At 44.0% G+C, this 21278-nt stretch carries 19 protein-coding genes and 1 pseudogene; 9 read left to right on the forward strand and 11 right to left on the reverse strand.

Annotated features, from left to right (window positions below; translation table 11 throughout):
- Positions 1-5 precede the first annotated feature (5 nt).
- Positions 6-668, reverse strand: coding sequence for a lysophospholipid acyltransferase family protein (locus G3570_RS06520; protein WP_165140479.1), 663 nt, complete (start codon positions 666-668; stop codon positions 6-8).
- 83 nt (positions 669-751) lie between these two features.
- On the opposite strand from G3570_RS06520, the gene G3570_RS06525 reads away from it, so the two are divergent.
- Positions 752-1402, forward strand: a complete 651-nt coding sequence (locus tag G3570_RS06525; RefSeq protein WP_165140481.1) for an O-methyltransferase — start codon at positions 752-754, stop codon at positions 1400-1402.
- Positions 1403-1482: 80 nt separating this feature from the next.
- On the opposite strand, the gene G3570_RS06530 is transcribed toward G3570_RS06525, so the two are convergent.
- From G3570_RS06530 to G3570_RS06540, 3 genes are all read right to left on the reverse strand, one after another.
- Complete coding sequence (locus G3570_RS06530) at positions 1483-2640, reverse strand: THUMP domain-containing class I SAM-dependent RNA methyltransferase (protein WP_165140483.1); 1158 nt, start codon at positions 2638-2640, stop codon at positions 1483-1485.
- An 80-nt stretch (positions 2641-2720) separates the two neighbouring features.
- On the reverse strand, positions 2721-3155 hold the full coding sequence (locus tag G3570_RS06535) for an FKBP-type peptidyl-prolyl cis-trans isomerase (protein WP_165140485.1): 435 nt from the start codon (positions 3153-3155) through the stop codon (positions 2721-2723).
- Positions 3156-3233: 78 nt separating this feature from the next.
- Positions 3234-4328, reverse strand: a complete 1095-nt coding sequence (locus tag G3570_RS06540) for a DUF2914 domain-containing protein (RefSeq protein ID WP_165140487.1) — start codon at positions 4326-4328, stop codon at positions 3234-3236.
- A gap of 101 nt (positions 4329-4429) precedes the next feature.
- Between G3570_RS06540 and G3570_RS06545 the strand changes: the two genes are divergently transcribed.
- The gene (locus tag G3570_RS06545; protein ID WP_165140489.1) at positions 4430-4849 is read left to right on the forward strand and encodes a CoA-binding protein; all 420 of its coding nucleotides are present in this window, start codon (positions 4430-4432) and stop codon (positions 4847-4849) included.
- 122 nt (positions 4850-4971) lie between these two features.
- Here the strand turns inward: G3570_RS06545 and G3570_RS06550 are convergent, their stop codons facing one another.
- Together G3570_RS06550 and G3570_RS06555 are read right to left on the reverse strand one after the other, a co-directional pair.
- The gene (locus G3570_RS06550; protein ID WP_165140491.1) at positions 4972-5460 is read right to left on the reverse strand and encodes a YajQ family cyclic di-GMP-binding protein; all 489 of its coding nucleotides are present in this window, start codon (positions 5458-5460) and stop codon (positions 4972-4974) included.
- 33 nt (positions 5461-5493) lie between these two features.
- Positions 5494-6204 (reverse strand): DUF5673 domain-containing protein, encoded by a 711-nt coding sequence (locus G3570_RS06555; protein WP_165140493.1) that lies wholly within the window; start codon positions 6202-6204, stop codon positions 5494-5496.
- A 91-nt stretch (positions 6205-6295) separates the two neighbouring features.
- Between G3570_RS06555 and G3570_RS06560 the strand changes: the two genes are divergently transcribed.
- Complete coding sequence (locus G3570_RS06560) at positions 6296-6649, forward strand: gamma-butyrobetaine hydroxylase-like domain-containing protein (RefSeq protein ID WP_165140495.1); 354 nt, start codon at positions 6296-6298, stop codon at positions 6647-6649.
- Here G3570_RS06560 and G3570_RS06565 read toward each other — a convergent pair.
- From G3570_RS06565 to G3570_RS06575, 3 genes are all read right to left on the reverse strand, one after another.
- A complete protein-coding gene (locus tag G3570_RS06565; RefSeq protein WP_165140497.1) occupies positions 6636-7730 on the reverse strand; it encodes an aromatic ring-hydroxylating oxygenase subunit alpha in 1095 nt (364 codons plus the stop codon). The genes G3570_RS06560 and G3570_RS06565 overlap by 14 nt on opposite strands.
- 6 nt (positions 7731-7736) lie before the next feature.
- On the reverse strand, positions 7737-8441 hold the full coding sequence (locus G3570_RS06570) for an SDR family oxidoreductase (protein ID WP_165140499.1): 705 nt from the start codon (positions 8439-8441) through the stop codon (positions 7737-7739).
- Positions 8442-8509: 68 nt separating this feature from the next.
- On the reverse strand, positions 8510-9928 hold the full coding sequence (locus G3570_RS06575; protein WP_165140501.1) for a pyridoxal phosphate-dependent decarboxylase family protein: 1419 nt from the start codon (positions 9926-9928) through the stop codon (positions 8510-8512).
- A gap of 67 nt (positions 9929-9995) precedes the next feature.
- Here G3570_RS06575 and nfi point away from each other — a divergent pair, with 67 nt between their 5' ends.
- The gene (gene nfi / locus G3570_RS06580) at positions 9996-10703 is read left to right on the forward strand and encodes a deoxyribonuclease V (RefSeq protein ID WP_249066756.1); all 708 of its coding nucleotides are present in this window, start codon (positions 9996-9998) and stop codon (positions 10701-10703) included.
- A gap of 223 nt (positions 10704-10926) precedes the next feature.
- Here the strand turns inward: nfi and G3570_RS06585 are convergent, their stop codons facing one another.
- Positions 10927-12369 carry a phytoene desaturase family protein gene (locus tag G3570_RS06585; RefSeq protein ID WP_165140503.1) on the reverse strand — a complete coding sequence of 481 codons (1443 nt, stop codon included), beginning with the start codon at positions 12367-12369 and terminating at the stop codon, positions 10927-10929.
- Between the two features lie 165 nt (positions 12370-12534).
- Here G3570_RS06585 and G3570_RS06590 point away from each other — a divergent pair, with 165 nt between their 5' ends.
- From G3570_RS06590 to G3570_RS06610, 5 genes are all read left to right on the forward strand, one after another.
- The gene (locus G3570_RS06590) at positions 12535-13896 is read left to right on the forward strand and encodes an acyclic terpene utilization AtuA family protein (RefSeq protein ID WP_165140505.1); all 1362 of its coding nucleotides are present in this window, start codon (positions 12535-12537) and stop codon (positions 13894-13896) included.
- A 138-nt stretch (positions 13897-14034) separates the two neighbouring features.
- The gene (locus tag G3570_RS06595; RefSeq protein ID WP_165140507.1) at positions 14035-15072 is read left to right on the forward strand and encodes an NAD(P)/FAD-dependent oxidoreductase; all 1038 of its coding nucleotides are present in this window, start codon (positions 14035-14037) and stop codon (positions 15070-15072) included.
- Between the two features lie 41 nt (positions 15073-15113).
- Positions 15114-16916 carry an ABC transporter ATP-binding protein gene (locus G3570_RS06600; protein ID WP_249066758.1) on the forward strand — a complete coding sequence of 601 codons (1803 nt, stop codon included), beginning with the start codon at positions 15114-15116 and terminating at the stop codon, positions 16914-16916.
- Positions 16917-16999: 83 nt separating this feature from the next.
- On the forward strand, positions 17000-18250 hold the full coding sequence (rnz, locus tag G3570_RS06605; protein WP_165140509.1) for a ribonuclease Z: 1251 nt from the start codon (positions 17000-17002) through the stop codon (positions 18248-18250).
- A gap of 14 nt (positions 18251-18264) precedes the next feature.
- A complete protein-coding gene (locus G3570_RS06610) occupies positions 18265-20049 on the forward strand; it encodes an ABC transporter transmembrane domain-containing protein (protein ID WP_165140511.1) in 1785 nt (594 codons plus the stop codon).
- Here G3570_RS06610 and G3570_RS16585 read toward each other — a convergent pair.
- Positions 20046-21217: pseudogene (locus tag G3570_RS16585) on the reverse strand (aminotransferase class V-fold PLP-dependent enzyme). The gene G3570_RS06610 and the pseudogene G3570_RS16585 sit on opposite strands and share 4 nt — an antisense overlap.
- Positions 21218-21278 lie beyond the last annotated feature (61 nt).

The following is a 21278-nucleotide window of genomic DNA, read 5'->3' on the forward strand; positions in this document are numbered from 1 at the left end:
TTAACTCAAAGGAATTTTCGGAAAGGCTCATCAGTAAATCCTGCCGTAGACCTTAGTTGACCTAAAATTTGATTTAACTCATCCTCGTAAACTCTTGTCATTTCTTTGTTTTTAAATTCTTTGTGAAGCCTTACCGGTTTTCCGATCTGTACATGCAGCTCCGGTTTATCATTTCGGATAGTATGCATGTAAATGCCGACAGGAACTATATCGACTTCCGGTAATTTTGAATGCAGCCAGGCCAAGCCACCCTCGAAATCCATCGAACTTCCGGTAGGGGTGATCTTTCCCTCAGGGTAGATAAATAGACTTGATTTGTCTCTTTTCATAGACTGAACGGCATAGCGAAGGGAGGTCACTGTTTTACGGGGGTCGTTCCTATCGATAGAAAACGCACCTATTCTTTTGAAAAAGGAATACTGACGCATCTGTTTGTCTTCCATCAGAGCACGTGCCTTTTGCTTAAGCAGATACTCGTTGAGCAGCAGAGGTATAATACCATCCCACCAAGAGTGATGATTCAGGTAATAAATAGTACGACTTTGATCTCCCGGAACATACTCCTGTTTGATCCAGACATTCTTGAATCTCCGTTTAAAGAGCAATCGCACATATATTCGAAAGACCTTGATAAATAGCGATGATTCCTGAGCAGGTATAAAATCCAAGAGTGCTACTGTTTGTAGTGATTGTGATGACTGAATATCTTTAGGCTAGCTGTAAGTTGCCAATATGAATACGAAAATTGATAATGAATTTCATAAAATCCGAAATTGAAGAGTATGCCACCGAGGCCACAACTCCTGAATCAGAACTGGTACAGGAATTGGTTGAGGTTTCTAATGAGAACCTGGAATATGTTGACATGATCAGCGGCAGGGTAGTGGGAAGATTGCTTGCGATACTGATTAAAATCAGCGGGGCAAAAAGAGTGCTGGAAATCGGTACTTTTTCCGGGTATTCGGCACTGAGCATGGCTGAAGCCCTGCCCGCAGACGGAGAGTTGATTACCTGTGAATACAATGAGCGTTACGAGAAGCTGGCCAGATCTTTTTTCCAAAAAAGCGAACACAGTCATAAAATTACTCTCAGGATGGGAAAAGCGCTGGATACCATCGAGCAGCTGAATGGCAGCTTCGATTTTATCTTCCTGGATGCCGATAAAGTGAACTACCCTGCGTATTTTAAGAAACTGTTGCCTATGCTCGAAGTGAACGGTTTAATGGCCATAGACAATGTTCTGTGGAGCGGCTCGGTTTTACACCCTGATGACGAAAAAGCCAAGGCCATAGACGAACTGAATGGGATGATTCGCAATGAGGAACAGGTTGAGCAAGTCATGCTAACCATCCGCGACGGCCTTACCCTGGTAAGAAAAAATAGTTTCTTTCAATTATATTAGTTAACCCTTCGTGAAACTCTGTTCTTCTCTGTGCCACTCTGTGAAACAAAACAGCGAGCTATTACTACATTACTAAGCTTTTATTCTCGACTCCCCTCATATAATTCAAACTCCAGTAACCTACAATCAATGGTCGAATTATAAAACTCCGTCCGACGATTAGTCCGCAGTCCGATATGTTTCGCCAGCTCCATATTCCCAGTAAACACATATCCTGTGTAGTCAGTGCACTTTTGCTTGAAAAAATCCCCGATATCAGAATACAGCTCCTTAAGCTGTTCTCTTTCCCCAAGTCTCTCGCCATAAGGTGGATTTAAGACTACCACACCATTGCCTTTTGGAAGGGGCGTATCATTGAAATCGCAGACTTCAAAGTCAATCAAGTGGTCTACACCTGCCGTCTTGGCATTTTTTCTTGCAGCCTTGATCGCTCGTGGATCCCTGTCGGTGGCAACAATTTTACCTTCGGTATCCTTGGTAGAAGCCAACTTCAGCTCTCCTCGCAGCTGATCCCAGTATTCCTGGTCGAATCCTTTGATATGTTTGATTCCAAAATTGGGTCTCAGTGACCCGGCAGGTCGATTCAGGGCCATAAGCGTGGCCTCAATGGCAATAGTACCGCTTCCACACATGGGATTAACAAAATGAGCTCCCGGTTTCCATCGGGTATCTTTGACGATCGCTGCTGCGAGGGACTCCTGCAGCGGTGCCGTATGTGATTCGGTACGGTAGCCTCGTCGGGAAAGCGATTCCCCTGAGGCATCCAGGAAAACACGACACTTGCTGTTTCGCCAGTAAAGAAAGACTACGGTATGCTGCAGGTCGGGCCCGGAGTCTGGTCGAGTGCCTGTTGTGGTTCGTATCCTGTCTACAATGGCATCCTTACACGTTAGGTTGGCATATTGCGTATTGGATATGGTAGGATTGTCAATAAAGGAGGTAACACTGACATAGCCATGCGGTTCTATGTATTCTTCCCAGGGTATCTGTTGTACCTGCTTGTACATTTCGTCGGAGTCGGAAGCCGTGAACTCATCCAGCAGATAGTGAACACGATGCGCGGTTCTTAGTGTCAGAACAAGCTTCATACAGTCCTGAAGCGAACCTTCTGTTTCTACTCCTGCTTTTCGCACTTTTTTGATAGGAAACTGCTGCTCTTTCAGTTCTTCTTTTAGAAAGGGGGTAATTCGTTTCGGACAGGTAATGGAGATGTTGCTTGCTTCCTGGAAATCGGCCATTGTATCTATAAAATTATAATAAGTACAAATAAAAAAGGGACGCGCATTGCGTCCCTTTTCACTAAACTGTGGTAAAGCTATTAACTTTTTTCTACCAGTTCGATATCGAAGGTTAAATCTTTACCCGCAAGTGGATGATTGGCATCCAGCTTGACCTTTTCGTCGGTTACTTCCGTGATTTGTACCGGAATGGCTTTGCCATTCTCTTGCTGCTGCATCTGAAGCTGCATACCAACTTCAGGTTCAATGTTATCGGGCAGCTCGTCTATTGAAACTTCAAGTTCCAGATCATCACGGCGTTCGCCATATGCTTCATCGGTAGGAATTTCTACAGTGGTTGAATCACCAATTTCCATTCCTTCTACCGCTTTTTCAAACCCTGGAATAAGTTGACCTTTTCCCAGTGTGAATTCAAGCGGTTCTTCTCGTTCACGAGAGGTATCGAAAACCGAACCATCGTTAAGTTTTCCTGTGTAATGTACTTTTACGGTATCGCCTTCTTTAACTTTAGACAAAATATGTTCTTTTCTTTAGTGTTTTCCTTAAATGCGCCGCAATATAAGGTTTATTTAGCACAATTTTGAGTGCGAATGCTACCGGAAAATGCGAGTACTCAAGCGAGAAGCATTTTTTGTGGAATCAGGCACAATATTGAATTCAATGGCACCGAGAACAAGTCCGTTGGCTGTTGTCACGTCCACTACCCACGATCCCGGCCATATATTTCTTTTGAACGTATACCCGCGGTAACCGCCCTCTCTCCCTCCTGTGACCTCATAGTTGATAGTATCTGTAATATTCCATTGATCCTTTTCAGGGTCATACCACTTCCAGCGATGTTGAACAGTCTGGGATAAATCGGTGGGTGCAAATATGGAAGTGTAGATAAATACGGAGTCGGAATCGGAGTAATAAAAGGTTGGATGGAAACTTTTCCAGAATTTTGGGAAGCGCGACTGTTCGTAAGTGACCTCAAACGTATTCCCGGACTTTGAAACGTCGTATGCTACCAGACCTCTTTGAAGGGACAAAGGGACTGGAGGAATAAGGTTGAAATAGTAGCACCCATTCATGAATAAATAGATACCAAAAATCAGGGAGAAAAGTTTTTTCTTATTCACATCTTTCCTGGTCGAGGGACTTTTATGGTAAATCAGTTTCAGTAGGTATACCGTTACAGATAAACCTGCCAGTCCTGAGAGAATGAACAGGAAAGTATTCATAGCACCGAATAAGATGGGAAGAAAGAATATGAAAAAGGTAAAGGTGACAAAGAAATAGGCTCCGAATTGTAAGTATTTATTGGAGATGCGGTGCTTTAGAAACTCATTTCCCAAAAGCAGGAGCAGCAATATGGCAAAGAATACCAGAGTTTTTGTGAATGAGACACTCTGAAAAAAGAATATAACATAGGCGCTGCTGAGTCCGCCGAGAAAAAATTGGATGGCATAGGGAGCATATTCCAGGTATGGCTCCAGAAATGTGTCTTCCCAGTATCCGTCTTTGGCGAGATTGAAAACATAGAGTAATAGGGTTAGAGAGACCAGGTAAACAAAAAGCACAGTGTTGCTGTACCAACCGTCAATGCGCCCTAGCGTAAGGCTGTCCCAGATAAAACCTCCCATAAAAAAAATGACAGGAACATATTTCTTATGTTCTTCTAAAAATGTTTTGATCGCCAAAAACATGTAGAAATGATACAGTTAAAACTTTGATTATAAAGGGTACAGAAAGAAGACGTTTATCACCTGAAAACAATAACGCATCAAAGCCTTTAAAACACAAACATATGGAGCCGGACATTAAGGATATACTGAAAGACGCTGAAACGGTAGCAATCATCGGGTGCTCAAACAATAAGTACCGAACAAGCTATCATATAGCATCATACCTGCAGGAGCAAGGATTTAACATTATTCCCATCCATCCCGAATATGATGAAGTCCTGGGCGAGAATACCTATGCATCTATAAAAGATCTTCCCGGAGAAACCACCGTAGATATCGTGGATATATTCCGGGACCCTGCTCATACAGCCGAAATGGTTGACGAAATCATCGAATGGAGCAATAAGGCCGGGCAGAAGCCGGTAGTATGGACTCAGCTCGGTGTTTCATCAGAAGAGGCCAAAGAAAAAGCAGCGAATGCCGGCTTGTCTTACGTAGAAGAGAAATGCCTGATGGTAGAACACAAGCGTTTGAAGAGCTAAAGCAGCTTTTTAGAACAAATCAACAATTATCAGATACAAAATTTTTAATCCTTTACTTTAGAATTAGGAATTAAAAATTAGGAATTCAAAAACTCAATAAATCAGTAAATCAATAACTATCACTACTTCATATTCACAAACTGTAATGGTATACCGAACTCTTTGCTTTTCAGGTGTTTGATAACTTGCTGAAGGTCATCAATTTTCTTGGCGGTAACCCTGACCTGGTTGTCCTGTATTGCAGGCTGTACTTTTAGCTTCAGGTTTTTGATTTCTTTTACTATCTCCTTGGCCTTCTCCTTGCTGATACCTTCCTGAAGCTTAACAGTCATTTTAAGATGTCCCTGCGAGGTTCCTTCAGGTTTTTGGAAATCAAGAACTTTAGGACTGATTTTTCTTTTAACAAAATTCCTGCTCAGCATCTCTTTGATGGCATTCAACTTCATTTCTTCTGCTGCCACTAACTGTATGTTGTTCTCCTTCCTGTTAAAAGTGATTTCCGTGTGGAGCCCCCTGAAATCATAGCGGTTTTCCACTTCTTTACGTGTATTATTCACGGCATTATCAACTTCCTGGGCATCTACCTTATTAACGATATCAAAAGAGGGCATAGGTATTGTTTGGTTTAATTTGCTATGGGAATGCTACGTTGTATCAGACTTCGTAAGTTCTCCTTCTTTCTCATCCCGGAAATCCTGGTGTTTGCGATTGAGAACTCGCTCTACGATGCTTTTATCTTCGGAAGGTATATAAGTTCTGAAGGAGGTTAGGCTTTCATCCTCAGTCATATAATCCACTTCAAGAGTCTCTTCGGCTACCCACTGGTAGGCTACCAGTTGACCCCAGGCAATATATTGGTCTAGGAATAATAGTCCCTTGTCTCGGAACTCAGGTACCACAGGAATGGTCCAGCCCCAGTAACCGAAGGCTACCAATGATATACCCGAGGTAATGCCAATTCCGGTAAAAGGTCCGAGGGTAATGATGCCTGTTCGGTACAACCCAAAAGCAACAAGTAAAACGGCAATAAGGTTTGGTGCGATATCGGTCCAGAACGAACGATACATATATTCGATATTGCCTGAATTTCTGCGAAGGGTGATAAGCTTACTGCCATACCCGAAGAAAAATCCTCCGGCGATGATATAGAAGCCCATCGTTATATGAGCAGCGATTTGCTGGGTAAAAAATCCCAGCCAGTTGGCAATCGTCATGAGGGTTAGGATACCCATGATGACCAGAAAACTATTGATTACGCGACGCTGGTTTAACTGATCGAGTCGAAAGATGCGGCGAAAGCCTACCCAGCAGGAAAGGGTAAATATAACAGTCAGTATGAGTGCTACTAAAATCATGGATCAAATATAAAAAAATGAAATGCAATTGGATATGAATCTATTGTATTAATACTATGAAGCAAATATAATTTTAAACAACCGAGGAACCATGAATCTCAACACAAAACCGTCAGAAGTTGAAGTCCGGAATTCCGACGGTGAATTTTATATCAAATGGTCTGACGGGCACGAATCGCTCTACTCTCTGTTCGGTCTGCGAAAAAACTGTCCCTGTGTGGAATGCAGGGGAGGGCATGGTCAGATGGGATCCTTCGACAAATCGCTTTTCCACGTTAACCCCACTCAACATTTTGAAGTAGAGAATATCGATCAGGTAGGCAATCATGCTATTCGCATCCACTGGAGTGATGGTCACAGCAGCGGAATGTACCAGTGGGAAACCCTTCGCAAGCTTTGCCCCTGTGAGGAGTGTATGAAGCGTGAATTCTTTAACACTCAGTAGCTTCTTTAAATACCTTCTTCAACAGCGATTGAAAGTGATAAACACCTTCTTCCCGTTCCACGGAGAATCTGCCTTTATGATAGGCTTTAGATTGCAGTCCCTTTTGCACCTGCTCACATATTTCTATGTCCTCCAGCTGAATTTCGTGACTATAGTCAATATCATCCTTGATGGTATCCAGTGCCTCTTGAGAGTCTAAATCCTCGTAGTAGTAGCTGAATAGCACTTCGGTTTTACCGGCAGAGAGAGGGCGAATGACATTTGTTTGTACTCTTCCCGGAAGGATATTCAGCATTATGTTGGGAAAGATAAAGTAATAGTAGGCTTCCCCTTTCCCTGACCCGTAAATATTATCCTCTTCCTTAAGCGGGCTATGTTGCAGGGAATACCAGGGTTTGGTCTCTACGGTGTAATTTCGATAGTCGAGTAATTTTGCGAGTTCAGGATGAACAATAGGGATGTGGTACCCTTCCAGGAAGTTGTCTACATAAACCTTCCAGTTACACTTAATTTTATAAGATTGGTCGGTATAATGTTTGAAACCATCTAAACGCAAGGGGTGTATACGTTTAGATATCCCATCCAAGAAATAATTTAATGGTTGTTTGTTATGCGCAAGATTAATAAAAACAAAACCTTGCCATAATTTTAGTTCTATGGGCTCTAATCCGAAATCTTTCTTATCAAACAGATCCACTTTATTGAATTGTGGAACCCCCCTGAGGGAACCGTCCAGCATATAGGTCCACCCGTGGTATTTGCACTGCAAGACTGAAGTAGTACCTTTTCGCACGGCTACCGGTCCCCCCCGGTGTTTGCATACGTTATAGAATGCACTGAGGTTATGCTCACGATCTCGCACGATCAAAATGGGATTACCTGCGACTTCCAGTGTATACATATCCCCTGATTCCGGTAGCTGATTCTCATGGCAGGCCAGCTGCCAGAACTTTGAAAAGAGGTGTTCCTTCTCAAAATTCAGTATCTCATCGGAGTGGTACCAATGCGAGGGGAGGGTTTGGGCCCTCGGCAGCGGCTCTTGTTCTAAATCGGCCGGATCAATGTCGGGTTGTCTGTTCAAAGTCGTTTATTTTGGATTGGTAGCCCAGACGCTGGTCTCAGGAATGAAACCCCGATCGGGCAGGGATAACAAGTCACAGATGGTTTTCCCAATATCTTCAGCAATCAGTTTGGTTTCATTAAATTTTCGTTCACCCATTCCCGCATTTTCAGCGAAACTGGTTTGAACTTCACTCGGATTGATCTGCATTACCCTGATATTATGAGAGCGGAGTTCAGAACGCCAGCATTCGGTCATTCCGCCAAGGGCAAACTTACTGGCAACATAGGCTGTGCCGCCTTCAAAACCGCGTTTCCCCGCCGTGGAAGAGACATTGATGATATTACCGTAATCCTGTCGGATAAAGTGCTTGGCTGACTCCCGTGCTACCATCATGGCGCCGATGGTATTGACGCGAAGTTGTTCTTCGAATTCACTTGCCGAAAGGTTTACCAATTTTGAGAAGTGACCGTAACCGGCATTATTTATCAGTACGTTGTAACCGTCCATCTCGTCGATGGCTTCCAGCACCAGATCAATGACTTGTTTCTCTTTTCCCACATCACAGGGGATGGGAATCGCCCCAATTTCATTGGCAGCATGATTCAGTTTGTCTTTGCCACGGGCAGCGATGACTACTTTACCCCCGGCTTTGGCAATATGCCTGGCTGTCTCTTTACCAATTCCTGAGCTGCCTCCTGTAACGATTGCTTTTGCATCCTTTAAATCCATAATTAACTCCACTAATTATTTGTATGTCTATTACCTATTGAATGTAAAATAAATGATGTTTACAACGTTCAAATCAGTTTGGATGATTTTTCTTTAATTAAACTCCAGGCTTCATCTACATGTCGCTGTTCCACATTGGTATTGCCTATAACCATACGCAGGGTAAATCTGCCGTTCAGTTTAGTATGGGTAATAAACAGTTTGCCGCTATCATTAATGTGTTCTAAGAGTATGCTGTTCAATTCATTAAGCTTGTTATCATCATCAATATATGAAGGATGGTATCGAAAGCATATGGTATTAAGTGGCACGGGTGCCAGAAGTTCAAAATCAGGATCCTGTTCTATTACCGCTTTTTGTTTCTCTGCAAGTTCCAGATGCTTTCTGATTTTATTGCGAAGTCCTTCAATACCAAAATTGCGGATGACAAACCATAGTTTCAGTGCCCGAAAACGGCGACCCAGCGGAATGCCCCAGTCCCTGTAATTTTTAACCCGTTCATCTTCGGGGGTCTTCAGGTATTCCGGTGTAATCTCAAAGGTCTTAACCAGCTGAGCCTCGTCTTTTACATAAAAAGCAGAGCAGTCAAAATTGGTAAACATCCATTTGTGTGGATTGAACACATATGAATCAACCCGTTCAATACCCTCGATCATCCAGCGCAATTCAGGCAGGATCATGGCAGTTCCGGCAAAAGCTGCATCTACATGAAGAAACACTTCATAGCGATTGCAGATATCGGCGATCTCCCGCAGGGGATCTATGGCCGTAGAACCGGTTGTACCGATGGTTGCTATCACACAGGCAGGTTTAAGTCCGTTCTCCAGATCCTTGCGTATCGCTTCTTCGAGCTTTTCGGGCCGCATGGCATAACTATCGTCATAGGCGATTTTGCGCAGGTTATTTTTACCAAAGCCGGCAATTTTCACATCTTTTTCAATGGAAGAATGAGTCTCGGAAGAACAGTAAACGGTATACTCGTTTCCTGCTTCAAATCCTTGTTCATTAATTTCAAATCCCGAAACCTTTTCACGTGCCATCAGCAGGGCAGTCAGGGTAGCAGTAGAGGCCGTGTCTTGTATTACCCCGGAGAAATGATCGGGTATGCCTGTCATTGATCCCAGCCATCCCATTACCGCTTCTTCCAGCTCCGTAGCTGCCGGGGAGGTAATCCAACTCATACATTGAGCGCCCAGGGTGGCTGTAAGCATTTCACCCAAAATTGAGGGGTAGCTCTTGTTAGCAGGGAAATAGGCCATAAATTTTGGACTCTCCCAATGCGTCATTCCGGGCATGATGATTTCCTTGAAGTCTTTAAAAATATCTTCAAAATCTTCCGCCTGCACAGGTGCTTCTTTGGGAATCTGTTTCATTGTTTCGCCGGGTTTAACCTGGGCCCTTACAGGATATTCTTCAACATGCTCCAGGTAGTCTGCCATCCAGTCTACCATTTTGTGTGCTTCTTCTCGGAATTGCTCGGAGTTCATCTGGTTCTCTGCTTAATTCAATTGGCTGCTTATATAAAATACTTAATTTAGCTTAGCACAGGACACCATGCAAAACGGTATTAATTCAGCTGAAGTAAAAATGTACATATCTGTTAAAGAGGCAAAAGCTAAACAGGAAAAAATGCGTGAACAGGTTGTTATAAAGCCCCTTGAGAAAGAGATATCGACAGTTGCCGGGGCCGACCTGTCATTCGACAAGAACTCTGATAAGGTCCAAGCGGGCATTGTAATACTGCGCTTGCCCGGCTTGAAGGTTGTGGCAAGATCCGCAGTGACTACCGAAGTAGACTTCACATATATACCGGGTCTGTTGGCATTTCGAGAGCTCCCTCCGCTGAAAAAGGCCTGGAAGCTGCTCAAAATAAAACCTGATGTGTTAATACTCGATGGCCATGGAATTGCCCATCCCCGTAGGTTGGGATTAGCAACTCACTTTGGCATTCTCATGGATCATCCCACCATTGGGTGTGCCAAAAATAACCTGACCGGTAACTTTGAGCAGCCACGATCAGAAAAAGGGAGCTACCGCTACATTATTGATGACGGTGAGCGCATCGGCATAGTATTACGCAGCCGTACAAATGTAAATCCAATTTTTGTATCACCCGGTCACAAGGTCTCATTTGAGGATTCCCGTGAAATTGTCATGCGCTGCCTGAGCAGGTACAAACTCCCGGAAACAACCCGTAAGGCACATGCTCTGGTAAATCGTTTGCGGAGAGGAGAAACTGAACCGGGGTATATAGAATTTTAACTCAAATACAGAAATATGTTGTTATTCTGAACTTTACAATTGGTAACTTTGTGGGTTTTCAGGATCTAAATCAGTATTAATTTATTCATTTAACCGGCCTTCGCTACCATAAAATTAAACTACTGAAATTGTTCCCTTGTAGCTTACCACTAAGAAAAAATTGAGGATCACAGAGCGACACGAAGGGATTTACAAAATTTTATATCACCTAAACTTAGTCCCTCTACCTAAATTGCTTCAACGCCGATTGTGCTGCATGATATCCGCACATACCATGAACCCCGCCGCCCGGTGGCGTAGAAGAGGAGCTAAGGTACATATTGGTATCCGGTACATGATAGGGATCAAACAAACCGGCAGGACGGGTAAAGAGTTGGGTAATATCCTGCTTGCCACCATTGATATCACCTCCGATATAATTGGGATTATAATTTTGCATGGCTTGTGTGTTCATGGTGTGTTGTCCGATGATGAGATCCCTGAAACCGGGAGCAAATCGTTCAATCTGGTTTAATATGGGCTCGGTCATGTCTTTGGTAGAGCCGGAGGGTACATGGCAATAGGCCCAGCAGGTATGTTTGCCCTTCGGTGCACGGGTCTCATCAAACAGGCTTTGCTGGGCTACCAGTACATATGGTTTTTCGGGGTGGCTGTTGTTCTCAAGACACTGCTCGGAGTTGACAATTTCTTCGAGAGTACCCCCAGCATGAACCGTTCCTGCTTTCCTGCAGGCTTCATCCTTCCAGGGAATGGGTTCGCTTAAGGCGAGATCGATCTTGAAAACACCGGCCCCGTATTTGAATTTCTTTAGCTTCCCGGCATATCCTGATGGAACATAGTCACCGGCAATATCCAGCAGTTGAGCCGGGGTGGTGTTAAATAAGATGGTTTTGGAAGTAGGTAACTCTGCAAGAGAGTTTATACGTCTGCCGGTCTCAATTTCTCCTCCCAGGTCCTTAAAATAATCAGCCATAGTATTTGTAATGGCTTGGGATCCTCCTTTCGGGTAGGGCCAGTTTTCAACGTGTCCCACAGCGCCAAGTACCAATCCGATAGCTGAAGTAGACAGTTTATCCAATGGCAGAATACTGTGGGCGGCCAGGCCGGCAAAGAGTGCTTGAGCTCTTGGGGTCGAAAAATAAGATCCTGCGAGGGATTCTGCAGACTGTAAGGCTTTCAGTCCAAACCTTGCCATTAGCAGCGGGGTATCCGGGAGAAGCGATAATGGGCCCAGCAGCTGAGGAGCCAGTTTATTCCAGTTTTGTACCAGCGGTTCAAACAGTTTTTGGTAAGATCTGCCGTCATTACCCAGTGATTTAACCGTTTCGGATAATGATCTGTAGAGTACTGCTGCAGGTTCATTATCCAGCGGGTGGGCCAAGGGGTATTCCGGGTATATCCATTCCAATCCATACTCTTCTAAAGGCAGTGAGCGGAGAAAAGGGGAGGTTTTGGCCATTGGGTGGATTGCGGAACAAATATCATGCTTAAAACCGGGCAAGGTAAGCTCTTTGGTTCGGGTGCCGCCACCCACGGTATCGGCGGCTTCGAAAACTTTTACCGACAGTCCTTCCCGGGCCATGGTAATGGCCGCTGCGAGTCCGTTTGGACCTGAGCCTATTACGACTGCATCGTATTTTGTTTCTCTTGTTTTTGTACCCTTCATTCTAAAATTATGTTACCGGTCTGCTTTGCAATTATGCTGTAGTTATGATTTTCATAGTGTATTAGCAAGTCTTATCTTAGCGCTCCATTCGAGAATATGAAATACCTAATGGAAGAATAAATACTCGCTTGATTTAGTTCTTCTTCAGTAGAAAATTGAGTAATTATGAAAGAGAAAATACGTATCGCTTCCGGACAAGGCTTCTGGGGAGATTTGCCCAACGCTCCTATTGAACAGGTGAAAAACGGGCCTATAGATTACTTGGTGATGGACTATCTGGCCGAGGTCACCATGTCTATCATGCAGAAGCAGAAAATGAGGAACGAAAATTACGGGTACGCCAGAGATTTTGTGGAGGTTATCGAAGCCATTCTTCCGGATATTGCCAAAAAGGGTATTAAAGTTATATCTAATGCGGGTGGAGTAAATCCAGAAGCCTGTAAAAATGCCTTGTTGAAGATAATTAAAGATCAAGGCTATGAAGACATCAAAGTGGCTGTAGTTGATGGTGATGACATCTTAAGCAACATTGATCAGCTGATTGGTGAAGGACACATGCTGAATAACATGGAAACTGGTGAAGCCGTCACCACGGTGAAAGACAAGCTGCTCAGTGCAAATGTATATTTTGGCTGCAAGCCGGTGGTGGAAGCACTTAAAAAAGAAGCGGATATCGTTATTACCGGGCGAGTAACCGATACGGGTTTGACTCTTGCACCTATGGTGTATGAATTCAACTGGCAATTTGACGATTATGATAAGATGTCAGCGGGGACAATTGCAGGCCACATTATTGAATGTGGCGCACAAGTTTCCGGAGGGAACTTTACGGACTGGGAGGAGGTGGATGATTTTGTGGACATCGGTTTCCCGATTATTGAAGCCCTGCCAAATGGGGAGTTTTTTGTTACCAAGCACAAAGGAACGGGCGGTTTGATTAGCGAAATGACTGTGAAAGAGCAGTTGATGTATGAGATAGGTGATCCGACTGAGTACATTACGCCGGATGTCATCGCTGACTTCAGCTCTATAAATCTTGAGCAAGATGCCAAAGACCGAGTTAGAGTATTTGGCATCAAAGGTCGACCGGAAACCGATACCTATAAAATATCAGCCAGCTATAATGACGGCTACAAGATTTCTTCAACTCTAGTTTACTCCTGGCCGGATGCTCTGAAAAAAGCTCAAAAAGCCGGGGATATTCTGAAAGGAAGAGCTGATAAAATCGGACTCCATTTTGACGAGTATCGCGTAGAATACGTAGGTGTTAACGGCTGCAATGAAAAGCCAATTACAGAGGATGATTACCTTGAAGAGCACAATGAGGTGCAGATGAGGGTTTCGGCATCCGGACATAGCAAGGAGGATCTAAACAGGTTCGGGCGGGAAATTGCCCCCCTTATATTGACGGGTCCCAGTGGCGTGACCGGTTTTGCAGGCGGCAGGCCTAAAGCCAGTGATATCGTGGCCTACTGGCCGGCGCTGCTAGATAAAGAGGCCGTGGAGCCAAGAGTACGAATTTTCTGATTGGAATAATCCAAAAGCAACAGGAAATGGGTGCGGCTTCACCCAAAATAATCAGTCATTTTTCGTATTTTAGCGTTTTAGCTACTGAACAATTATTTAAGGGATTCATTTAAAACAGAACTTCACATAAGCAGATCCATGAAAATAGGTATTATCGGAGCAGGGTTATCGGGACTTATCGCAGGCAAGCGACTCGCACAAGCCGGACATGACGTTACAGTTATTGAAAAAAGCCGCAAGCTTGGGGGGCGACTGGCAACCTTCAAAAGAGACGGTGAAATATTTGATTATGGTGTATCCTCAGTCATTTCTTCCGATCCGACTTTTGAATCATTCATTGAACTGCTTAAAGAGAAGAATACGCTCAAAGAATGGTCACGTGATTTTGCCCTATACGACGGGACACAGCTTCATGAGGTAAATCCCAATCGTCCCAAAAATTCTTATCATGTCAGCGAGCAGGGACTGGCATCCGTAGCCAATTATCTCAGCAGGTGGGTGGACGTCAAGTCTGAAGAAAAAGCAGGCGGACTCACACACATCGGAGCCAACAGGGGAAAGAAGCGCTCATGGATGATCAATCTAACCGATATCAGTGTTTTTGAATGCGATGCCGTAATTATCGCCACTCCGGCTCCACAGGCTTACGGGGTCTTGCAGACAGCACAGGATGAAACACCTGCACGACGAATTATCCGTCATATTGATGAAGTCCGTTACGATTCATGCTTTTCACTGATGGCTTCCTACAAAAAAGATCTAATGCCTGACTGGAAGGGCATTGAATGCGAGGATCATACCCTTGGCTGGATAGGAAATGAGTCGGCAAAATTGAGTAATCCTAGCAAAACTTCGGTAGTTATTCGCTCAAGTGCTTCATTTGCGCATAAACATGCTCAAACGGACCCCGAAGAAATAACAAGATTGCTGCTGGAGCGCGCTTCCGACATATCAGATTCCTGGCTGATTAATCCGGAATGGACAACGTTACACTATTGGAAATACTATCAAGCCAGAAATCCGATTCAGGATTATTTTATGGAACTGGAAATGGAAGAGGCTCCGCTTGCGTTGGTAGGTGACTATATGAATGGAAACTCTGTACAAAGCGCATTCCTATCGGGATACAATCTGGCAGATTACTGGATAAATAAATACAGTGAAGTTTCTGTCTAGTACGCCTTTCCGTTCTAAATCGAAAATTTATTCAACCTGCTTTGCTAGGTTCATTAAAAAAACTTAACAGCTACTTTAAGAAGTATAGGGGTACCATCATACTGGGATCCATATTTCTGACGGCAGCCAATTTTTTCCTTGTCTGGATCCCGGTACTCATCCGTAGAACCATGGATGAAGTCGGTGCTTTCGAGAAAGGTTTGGATACCGACTTTTCCTCCTTATATAATGTTTTGTTTGACAGCCAGGCCTCATGGATACTGGCTAAAAACTCGCTCTTCCTGGTAGGCACGGTTCTAGCCTACGGAATACTTCTTTTTGCAACCCGGCAGACCCTCATCGTTACCTCTCGGAAAATTGAATTTGATCTGCGCAACGATATTTTCGACAAGCTCCTAAAACTACCACAGCGTTTTTACAGCAAGTACTCCTCAGGTGAAGTTTATATCAGGGCAACGGAAGATGTGGGCAAGGTAAGGGAGTATTTTGGACCTGCCTACATGTATACGGTTAATACCATTACCCGTGCCGGTTTTATCATAACCATGATGATCATTGTAAGTCCTGAGCTTACTTTCTGGGCACTGCTGCCACTGCCTTTCCTATCGGCATTTGCGTACTGGGTGAGTGGGTATATAAACGACTATTCAAGAATTATTCAGGAACAGTATTCTACTATTGCAGGTAGGGCTAAGGAGTCATTTTCCAGCATAAGATTGATTAAGGCTTATAATCGGGAAGAATATGAGCAGGGTCGCTTTGAGAAGGAGAGTGAGTCATACCGAAAGAAGAAGCTGAAATTGGATCTTGTGGAATCGCTATTCCACCCGACCTTGAATCTATTGATCGGTGTCTCAGTGATCATCGTTATTTGGAAAGCCGGTCAGCTGGTAATTGAGAACACCTTGACGGTGGGTAATATTTTAGAATTCATCGTTTATGTAGCTTACCTGACCTGGCCGGTAGCTTCACTGGGATATACCGTAAATCGTTTTCAGCGTTCTATGGCATCCTGGAAACGGATCGATGAAGTATTGACGGAGGATGTAGATATTGAAGATAAGGCGGGAACCGACGAGGATATAGTTGAGATTAAGGGTAAAATTGAATTCAAGAACGTGAGCTTTAAGTATCCCGGTGCCGACAGTTACGCCCTGAAGGATCTCAACCTTGTAATTGAACCCGGTGAAAATGCGGCAATCGTTGGTCGTACCGGTAGCGGTAAAACAACCATTATTAGACTGATACCCCGATTATTTGAACCTACGGAAGGGGAGATCCTGATTGATGGGAACAATATTGAAGATATTCCTTTAGATACTTTACGTAAGAACATAGGTCTGGTACCTCAGGATACCTTTCTCTTTTCGGATACCATAGGTGAGAATATTTCTTTTGGTACGGTTGATGCTAGCCAGAAAGAAATTGAGGAAGCCGCAGAAAAGGCCCAGGTTCGTGATAATATTTTGGATTTTGAGAAAAAATTTGAGACTATGTTAGGTGAGCGGGGTATTACATTGTCCGGCGGTCAAAAACAGAGAACCGCTATAGCCCGTGCACTGATTAGGGATCCAAAAATTATAATCCTTGATGATTCATTGAGTGCGGTAGATACAAAAACCGAAGAAGCTATTCTGCAGCATCTCAGAAAAGAATTGAAAGGCAGGACAACAATAATGATAAGCCATCGTATATCTACCATAAAGGATGCCGACATAATATATTTTGTGAAAGAAGGTACCATTGTAGAAAAAGGCACGCACGACGAATTACTCGAAAAAGAAGGCCATTACTCAGCCATGTATAACAAACAATTAATAGAAGAAGAGTTGGCTGAAATTTAAATCAAATAGTAAATCATAGCTTAATACCGGGCAAGATTGTTTGAAAGCACATCTCCCGAACAAAAATACAGAGGATTAAAACAATGATTATCGTTCCATTAGGTGTTGCTTCCGCAACCCCAACCGCTACCCGTCACCTGTCTTCGGTAGCTTTATGGAGAGAAGGAAGTGTATACTTATTTGACTGTGGCGAAAATGCACAGATGAGAATGCTTCAGGCAGGTCTGAAACGATCTCAGATTGAGTGCATATTTATCTCGCATTTTGATACCGACCACTATTCAGGTTTAATCGGTCTGCTCTCAACCCTGCAGCTGCAGCGAAGAGATAAAAAATTGACCATTGTAGGTCCGGAAGGCCTGCAGGATTTTGTGGAGTGGAATTTCGATTTTGCCAATATTAACCTGAACTATCCCATTGAATTCGTTGAAGTCAGCGAAGATTTTGAAGAGGAGAGGGTAGTGGATGAAGATGAGTTTTATGTAGAAGCCCGTCCCCTGAATCACTCGAAATTCTGCATGGGTTTCCGCTTCCAGGAGAAAGACAAACCCGGCAAAGTAGATGCCGATAAAGCACAGGCACAGGGTATCAGTGAAGACTGGCAATATAAAGACCTGAAAGCCGGAAAAGATGTGGAACTGGATGACGGCACCATCGTTAAGTCGGCCGACATTGTTGGACATCCGCGTCCCGGCGACAGTTTTGCTTATATAACCGACACTAAATATTGTCCCAATTCGGTGAAATTGGGGATGAACACCAATGTACTATTCCATGAAGCAACCTTCAGTGAAAGCCTGTCGGATAAAGCGGAAGAAACAGGACATTCTACGGCAAAGGATGCCGCACGTGTTGCCAATGAGGCCAAAACCAAATTATTGGTCATTACCCACTTCTCAGCACGTTATACCAATGAATATGTACTGTTGAGAGAAGCCAGGGATGATTTCTTCCCAACATGGGTGGCCACCGAACTGCGTCCAATATTTACAGATCCCGCACACGAAAAAGGCATCATTCAGCCTAAAGTGTATCTCAAGGAGATCAATGGAAATAAGGGCGGTTCTAACGACAAGAGTTCAAATAGCAACAGGGGTGGTGGAAAGAAAAAACGGTTCCGGAAGAGAAAAAGCCGCTCGAGCAGCAAGTCTTCAAAAAGCTATAAGAAGCGAAGCAGAAGCAGCAACAGCAGCGATTCCGGAAAGAGTAGAAGAACCAGCGGCAAGTATCGAAACTCTCGTAGCGACCAAAGCTCAAACGACGATAACGGAAATCAAAGAAAGCCAAAGCAGATTACGCCGCGTACTCCCTTTGACGATTTCAACCGGTTCTAAATTACTTTTACACCGTGAGTCAATCTAATAGTGATAAAGCCGTTGATACGGATCTCCTTCGACGGCTTTATCAATTTATAAAACCTTATCGATGGTACGTTCTGCTGGGCATCGTTCTGACGCTTAGCGCATCTTTTCTGGGTACCATACGTCCAAAACTTACCCAACTCGCGGTTGATGACTATATCGCTCAGAATGACTTTCAGGGCCTGCTGTGGATCATTCTACTGCTTACCGCAGCGCTGGTAGGGGAATTCATCATACTCGTAGCCAATACCTACCTTACACGATGGTTCGGACAGGGTACGCTCTATAGTTTGCGAAATGCCGTGTTCGAAAAAATTCAGTCACTGCATGTCCAGTTTTTTGATAAGAATCCTATTGGTCGACTCATTACCCGAACAACCAGTGATATTGAAGCACTGAGTGAGCTGCTCAGTGATGGGGTAGTCAATATCATAGGAGACATGTTCCGTATCTTTTTTATTCTCTATTTCATGTTCAGCATGAGCTGGGAACTGACCCTGGTGTCCGTTTCAGTTCTGCCGCTTCTATTCTACGGTACCTTCCTGTTCAAGGCCAAGGTTAGGGTAGCCTTTTTGAATGTCAGGGATCAGATTTCCCGCCTGAATTCTTTTGTGCAGGAGCATATCAATGGGATGGCTATTGTACAACTCTTTAACCGAGAGGAGAAGGAGCGTGAAAAATTCAAATCGATCAACAATTCGCACAAAGAAGCCTACATAGAAACGATATTCTACTTTGCCATTTTCTGGCCACTGGTCGAGGTATTAGCCAGTCTGGCTATGGCACTGGTTATCTGGTACGGCGGCGGTAGAGCGCTGATGGATCAGGTTACTTTCGGTATCCTGCTTGCTTTCGTTCAGTATGTACGACAGTTTTTCCGGCCTATACAGGGACTTTCTGAAAAGTTCAACACTCTTCAATCGGCCCTGGCTTCTTCCGAGCGGATTTTCGGGGTACTGGATACGCCCAACCGGGTCAAGGATCCGGAAAAGCCGGTACATATCGAGGAGCCCAAGGGACACATCTCATTCAAGGATGTCTGGTTTGGATACAATGAGGACGAGACTATTCTAAAAAATGTCTCATTTGAGGCCAAACCGGGAGAGACAGTGGCAATTGTAGGAGCTACCGGTGCAGGAAAAACCACCATCATTAACCTTCTGATGCGATTTTATGATATTAACGAAGGTTCCATTCAGCTGGATGGGGTGGATATTCGTGATCTGAAAATAGAAGAGCTGCGTTCCAACTTCGCATTAGTGCTGCAGGATAACACACTCTTTTCCGGCACCATCATGGATAATATTACCCTGGGCAATAAGAATATCTCAGAAGAGCTGGTCAAAGAGACTGCCAGGAAAATTGAGGCCCATAAGTTTATTGAAAAACTTCCCGGTGCTTACAACTACGAACTGAGTGAGCGGGGAGCTTCCATATCCATGGGTCAGAGACAGCTTATCTGTTTTGTCAGGGCTATGGTCTACGACCCTAATATTTTGATTCTTGATGAAGCAACCTCCAGCGTGGATTCCGAAACCGAAGTAATTGTTAATAAAGCCTGTGATAAACTGATGGAAGGGCGGACTTCCATAGTTATCGCCCATCGCCTATCTACCATACAAGGCGCGGATAAGATTTTGGTGATGCACAAAGGAGAAATTCGTGAGAAGGGTACGCACCAGCATCTGCTGAAAAAAGGCGACGGTATCTACCGAAAGCTCTATGAGCTTCAGTACAAAGATCAGTTGTTGCCCGCTGCGAAATCAGCCTAGAGCTCGCCTATCAGATTTATAAAGGTCTCAATCTCTTCTTCTGTATTATAATAGTGTACAGAAGCTCGAACGGTCTCTTCGAGGTTTCGGCGATTCATATCCAGCAGGGTACTGCTTTTGGTACTGATGCTTACATTAATACCGTTATCTGACAGGTAACGCTTAACCTCTTCTGCACTTTTCCCGGTTACGGTAAAGGTTACAATACCACATTTTGTGTTACCGATATCTTGAACGGTTACTTTTGGAATCTGCTTTAGTTTTAATCGAAAGCTGTTTGCCAGCTCCTGAATACGTTGCCAAATGTAATCAATACCAAGATCCAGTATATAAGAGACAGCTCTGTTTAAGCCTATAATGCCCGCATAATTAGCTTCCCAGTTTTCGAATTTCCGTGCATCGTTGCGAACTTTGTATTCATTTTGGCCGGTCCATTCTGCGGAGTGCAGATCAAGGAAGGGTGGATGTAGTTCGTCAAGCTTTTCACTATTTACATACAAAAAGCCCGTGCCTCTAGGGCCCGAATATACTTTCTGCCGGTCGCAGAAAGTATGTCACAACCTATCTTTCTAACATCAATAGGATAGTGGCCTACCGACTGGCAGGCATCCAGCAGGTAGAGTACGTTATGCTCTTTTGCAATTTTACCAACGGACTCTGCGGGATTGACGAGCCCGTTATTTGTAGGTATATGACTTATGCTGATCAGTTTGACTTCTTCATCTATCATCTCAGATAAGGCAGTCACATCAATTTGACCGGATGTGTTATTGGGAATTACATCAATAGACACATCGATCTTATTTTTAAGATTAAGATAATTGAGATAGTTGCTGGCATACTCAGAGACGGAAGTCAGAATTCGGTCACCGGAAGAAAAGTTGATGGAATAGAACGCCATGTTCCAGGCTGCCGTGGCATTTTCAAGCAGGGCAATCTCAGCAGCATCAGCGTTTATAAGATCACCTATCAAATCATAGGTGGCCTCTATTTCGTCTTTCCTTTTGGCTGCTGTTTCATATCCTCCGTATAGGGCTTCTTCTTGCAGGTAGCCCGTGACAGCATCAAGAATAGGTTGGGCCAGGAGGGATGCACCGGCATTGTTGAAGTGAATTACATGATCACAGCCCGGAGTTTCACCGCGCAATGTAGCTATATCTAAAATCATAACTCCTTAAAATAAAAAAAGCACTGACTTATCCAGCCAGTGCTTTTATCTATATTACAGT

Source organism: Halalkalibaculum roseum, assembly GCF_011059145.1.
Taxonomy (GTDB): domain Bacteria; phylum Bacteroidota; class Rhodothermia; order Balneolales; family Balneolaceae; genus Halalkalibaculum; species Halalkalibaculum roseum.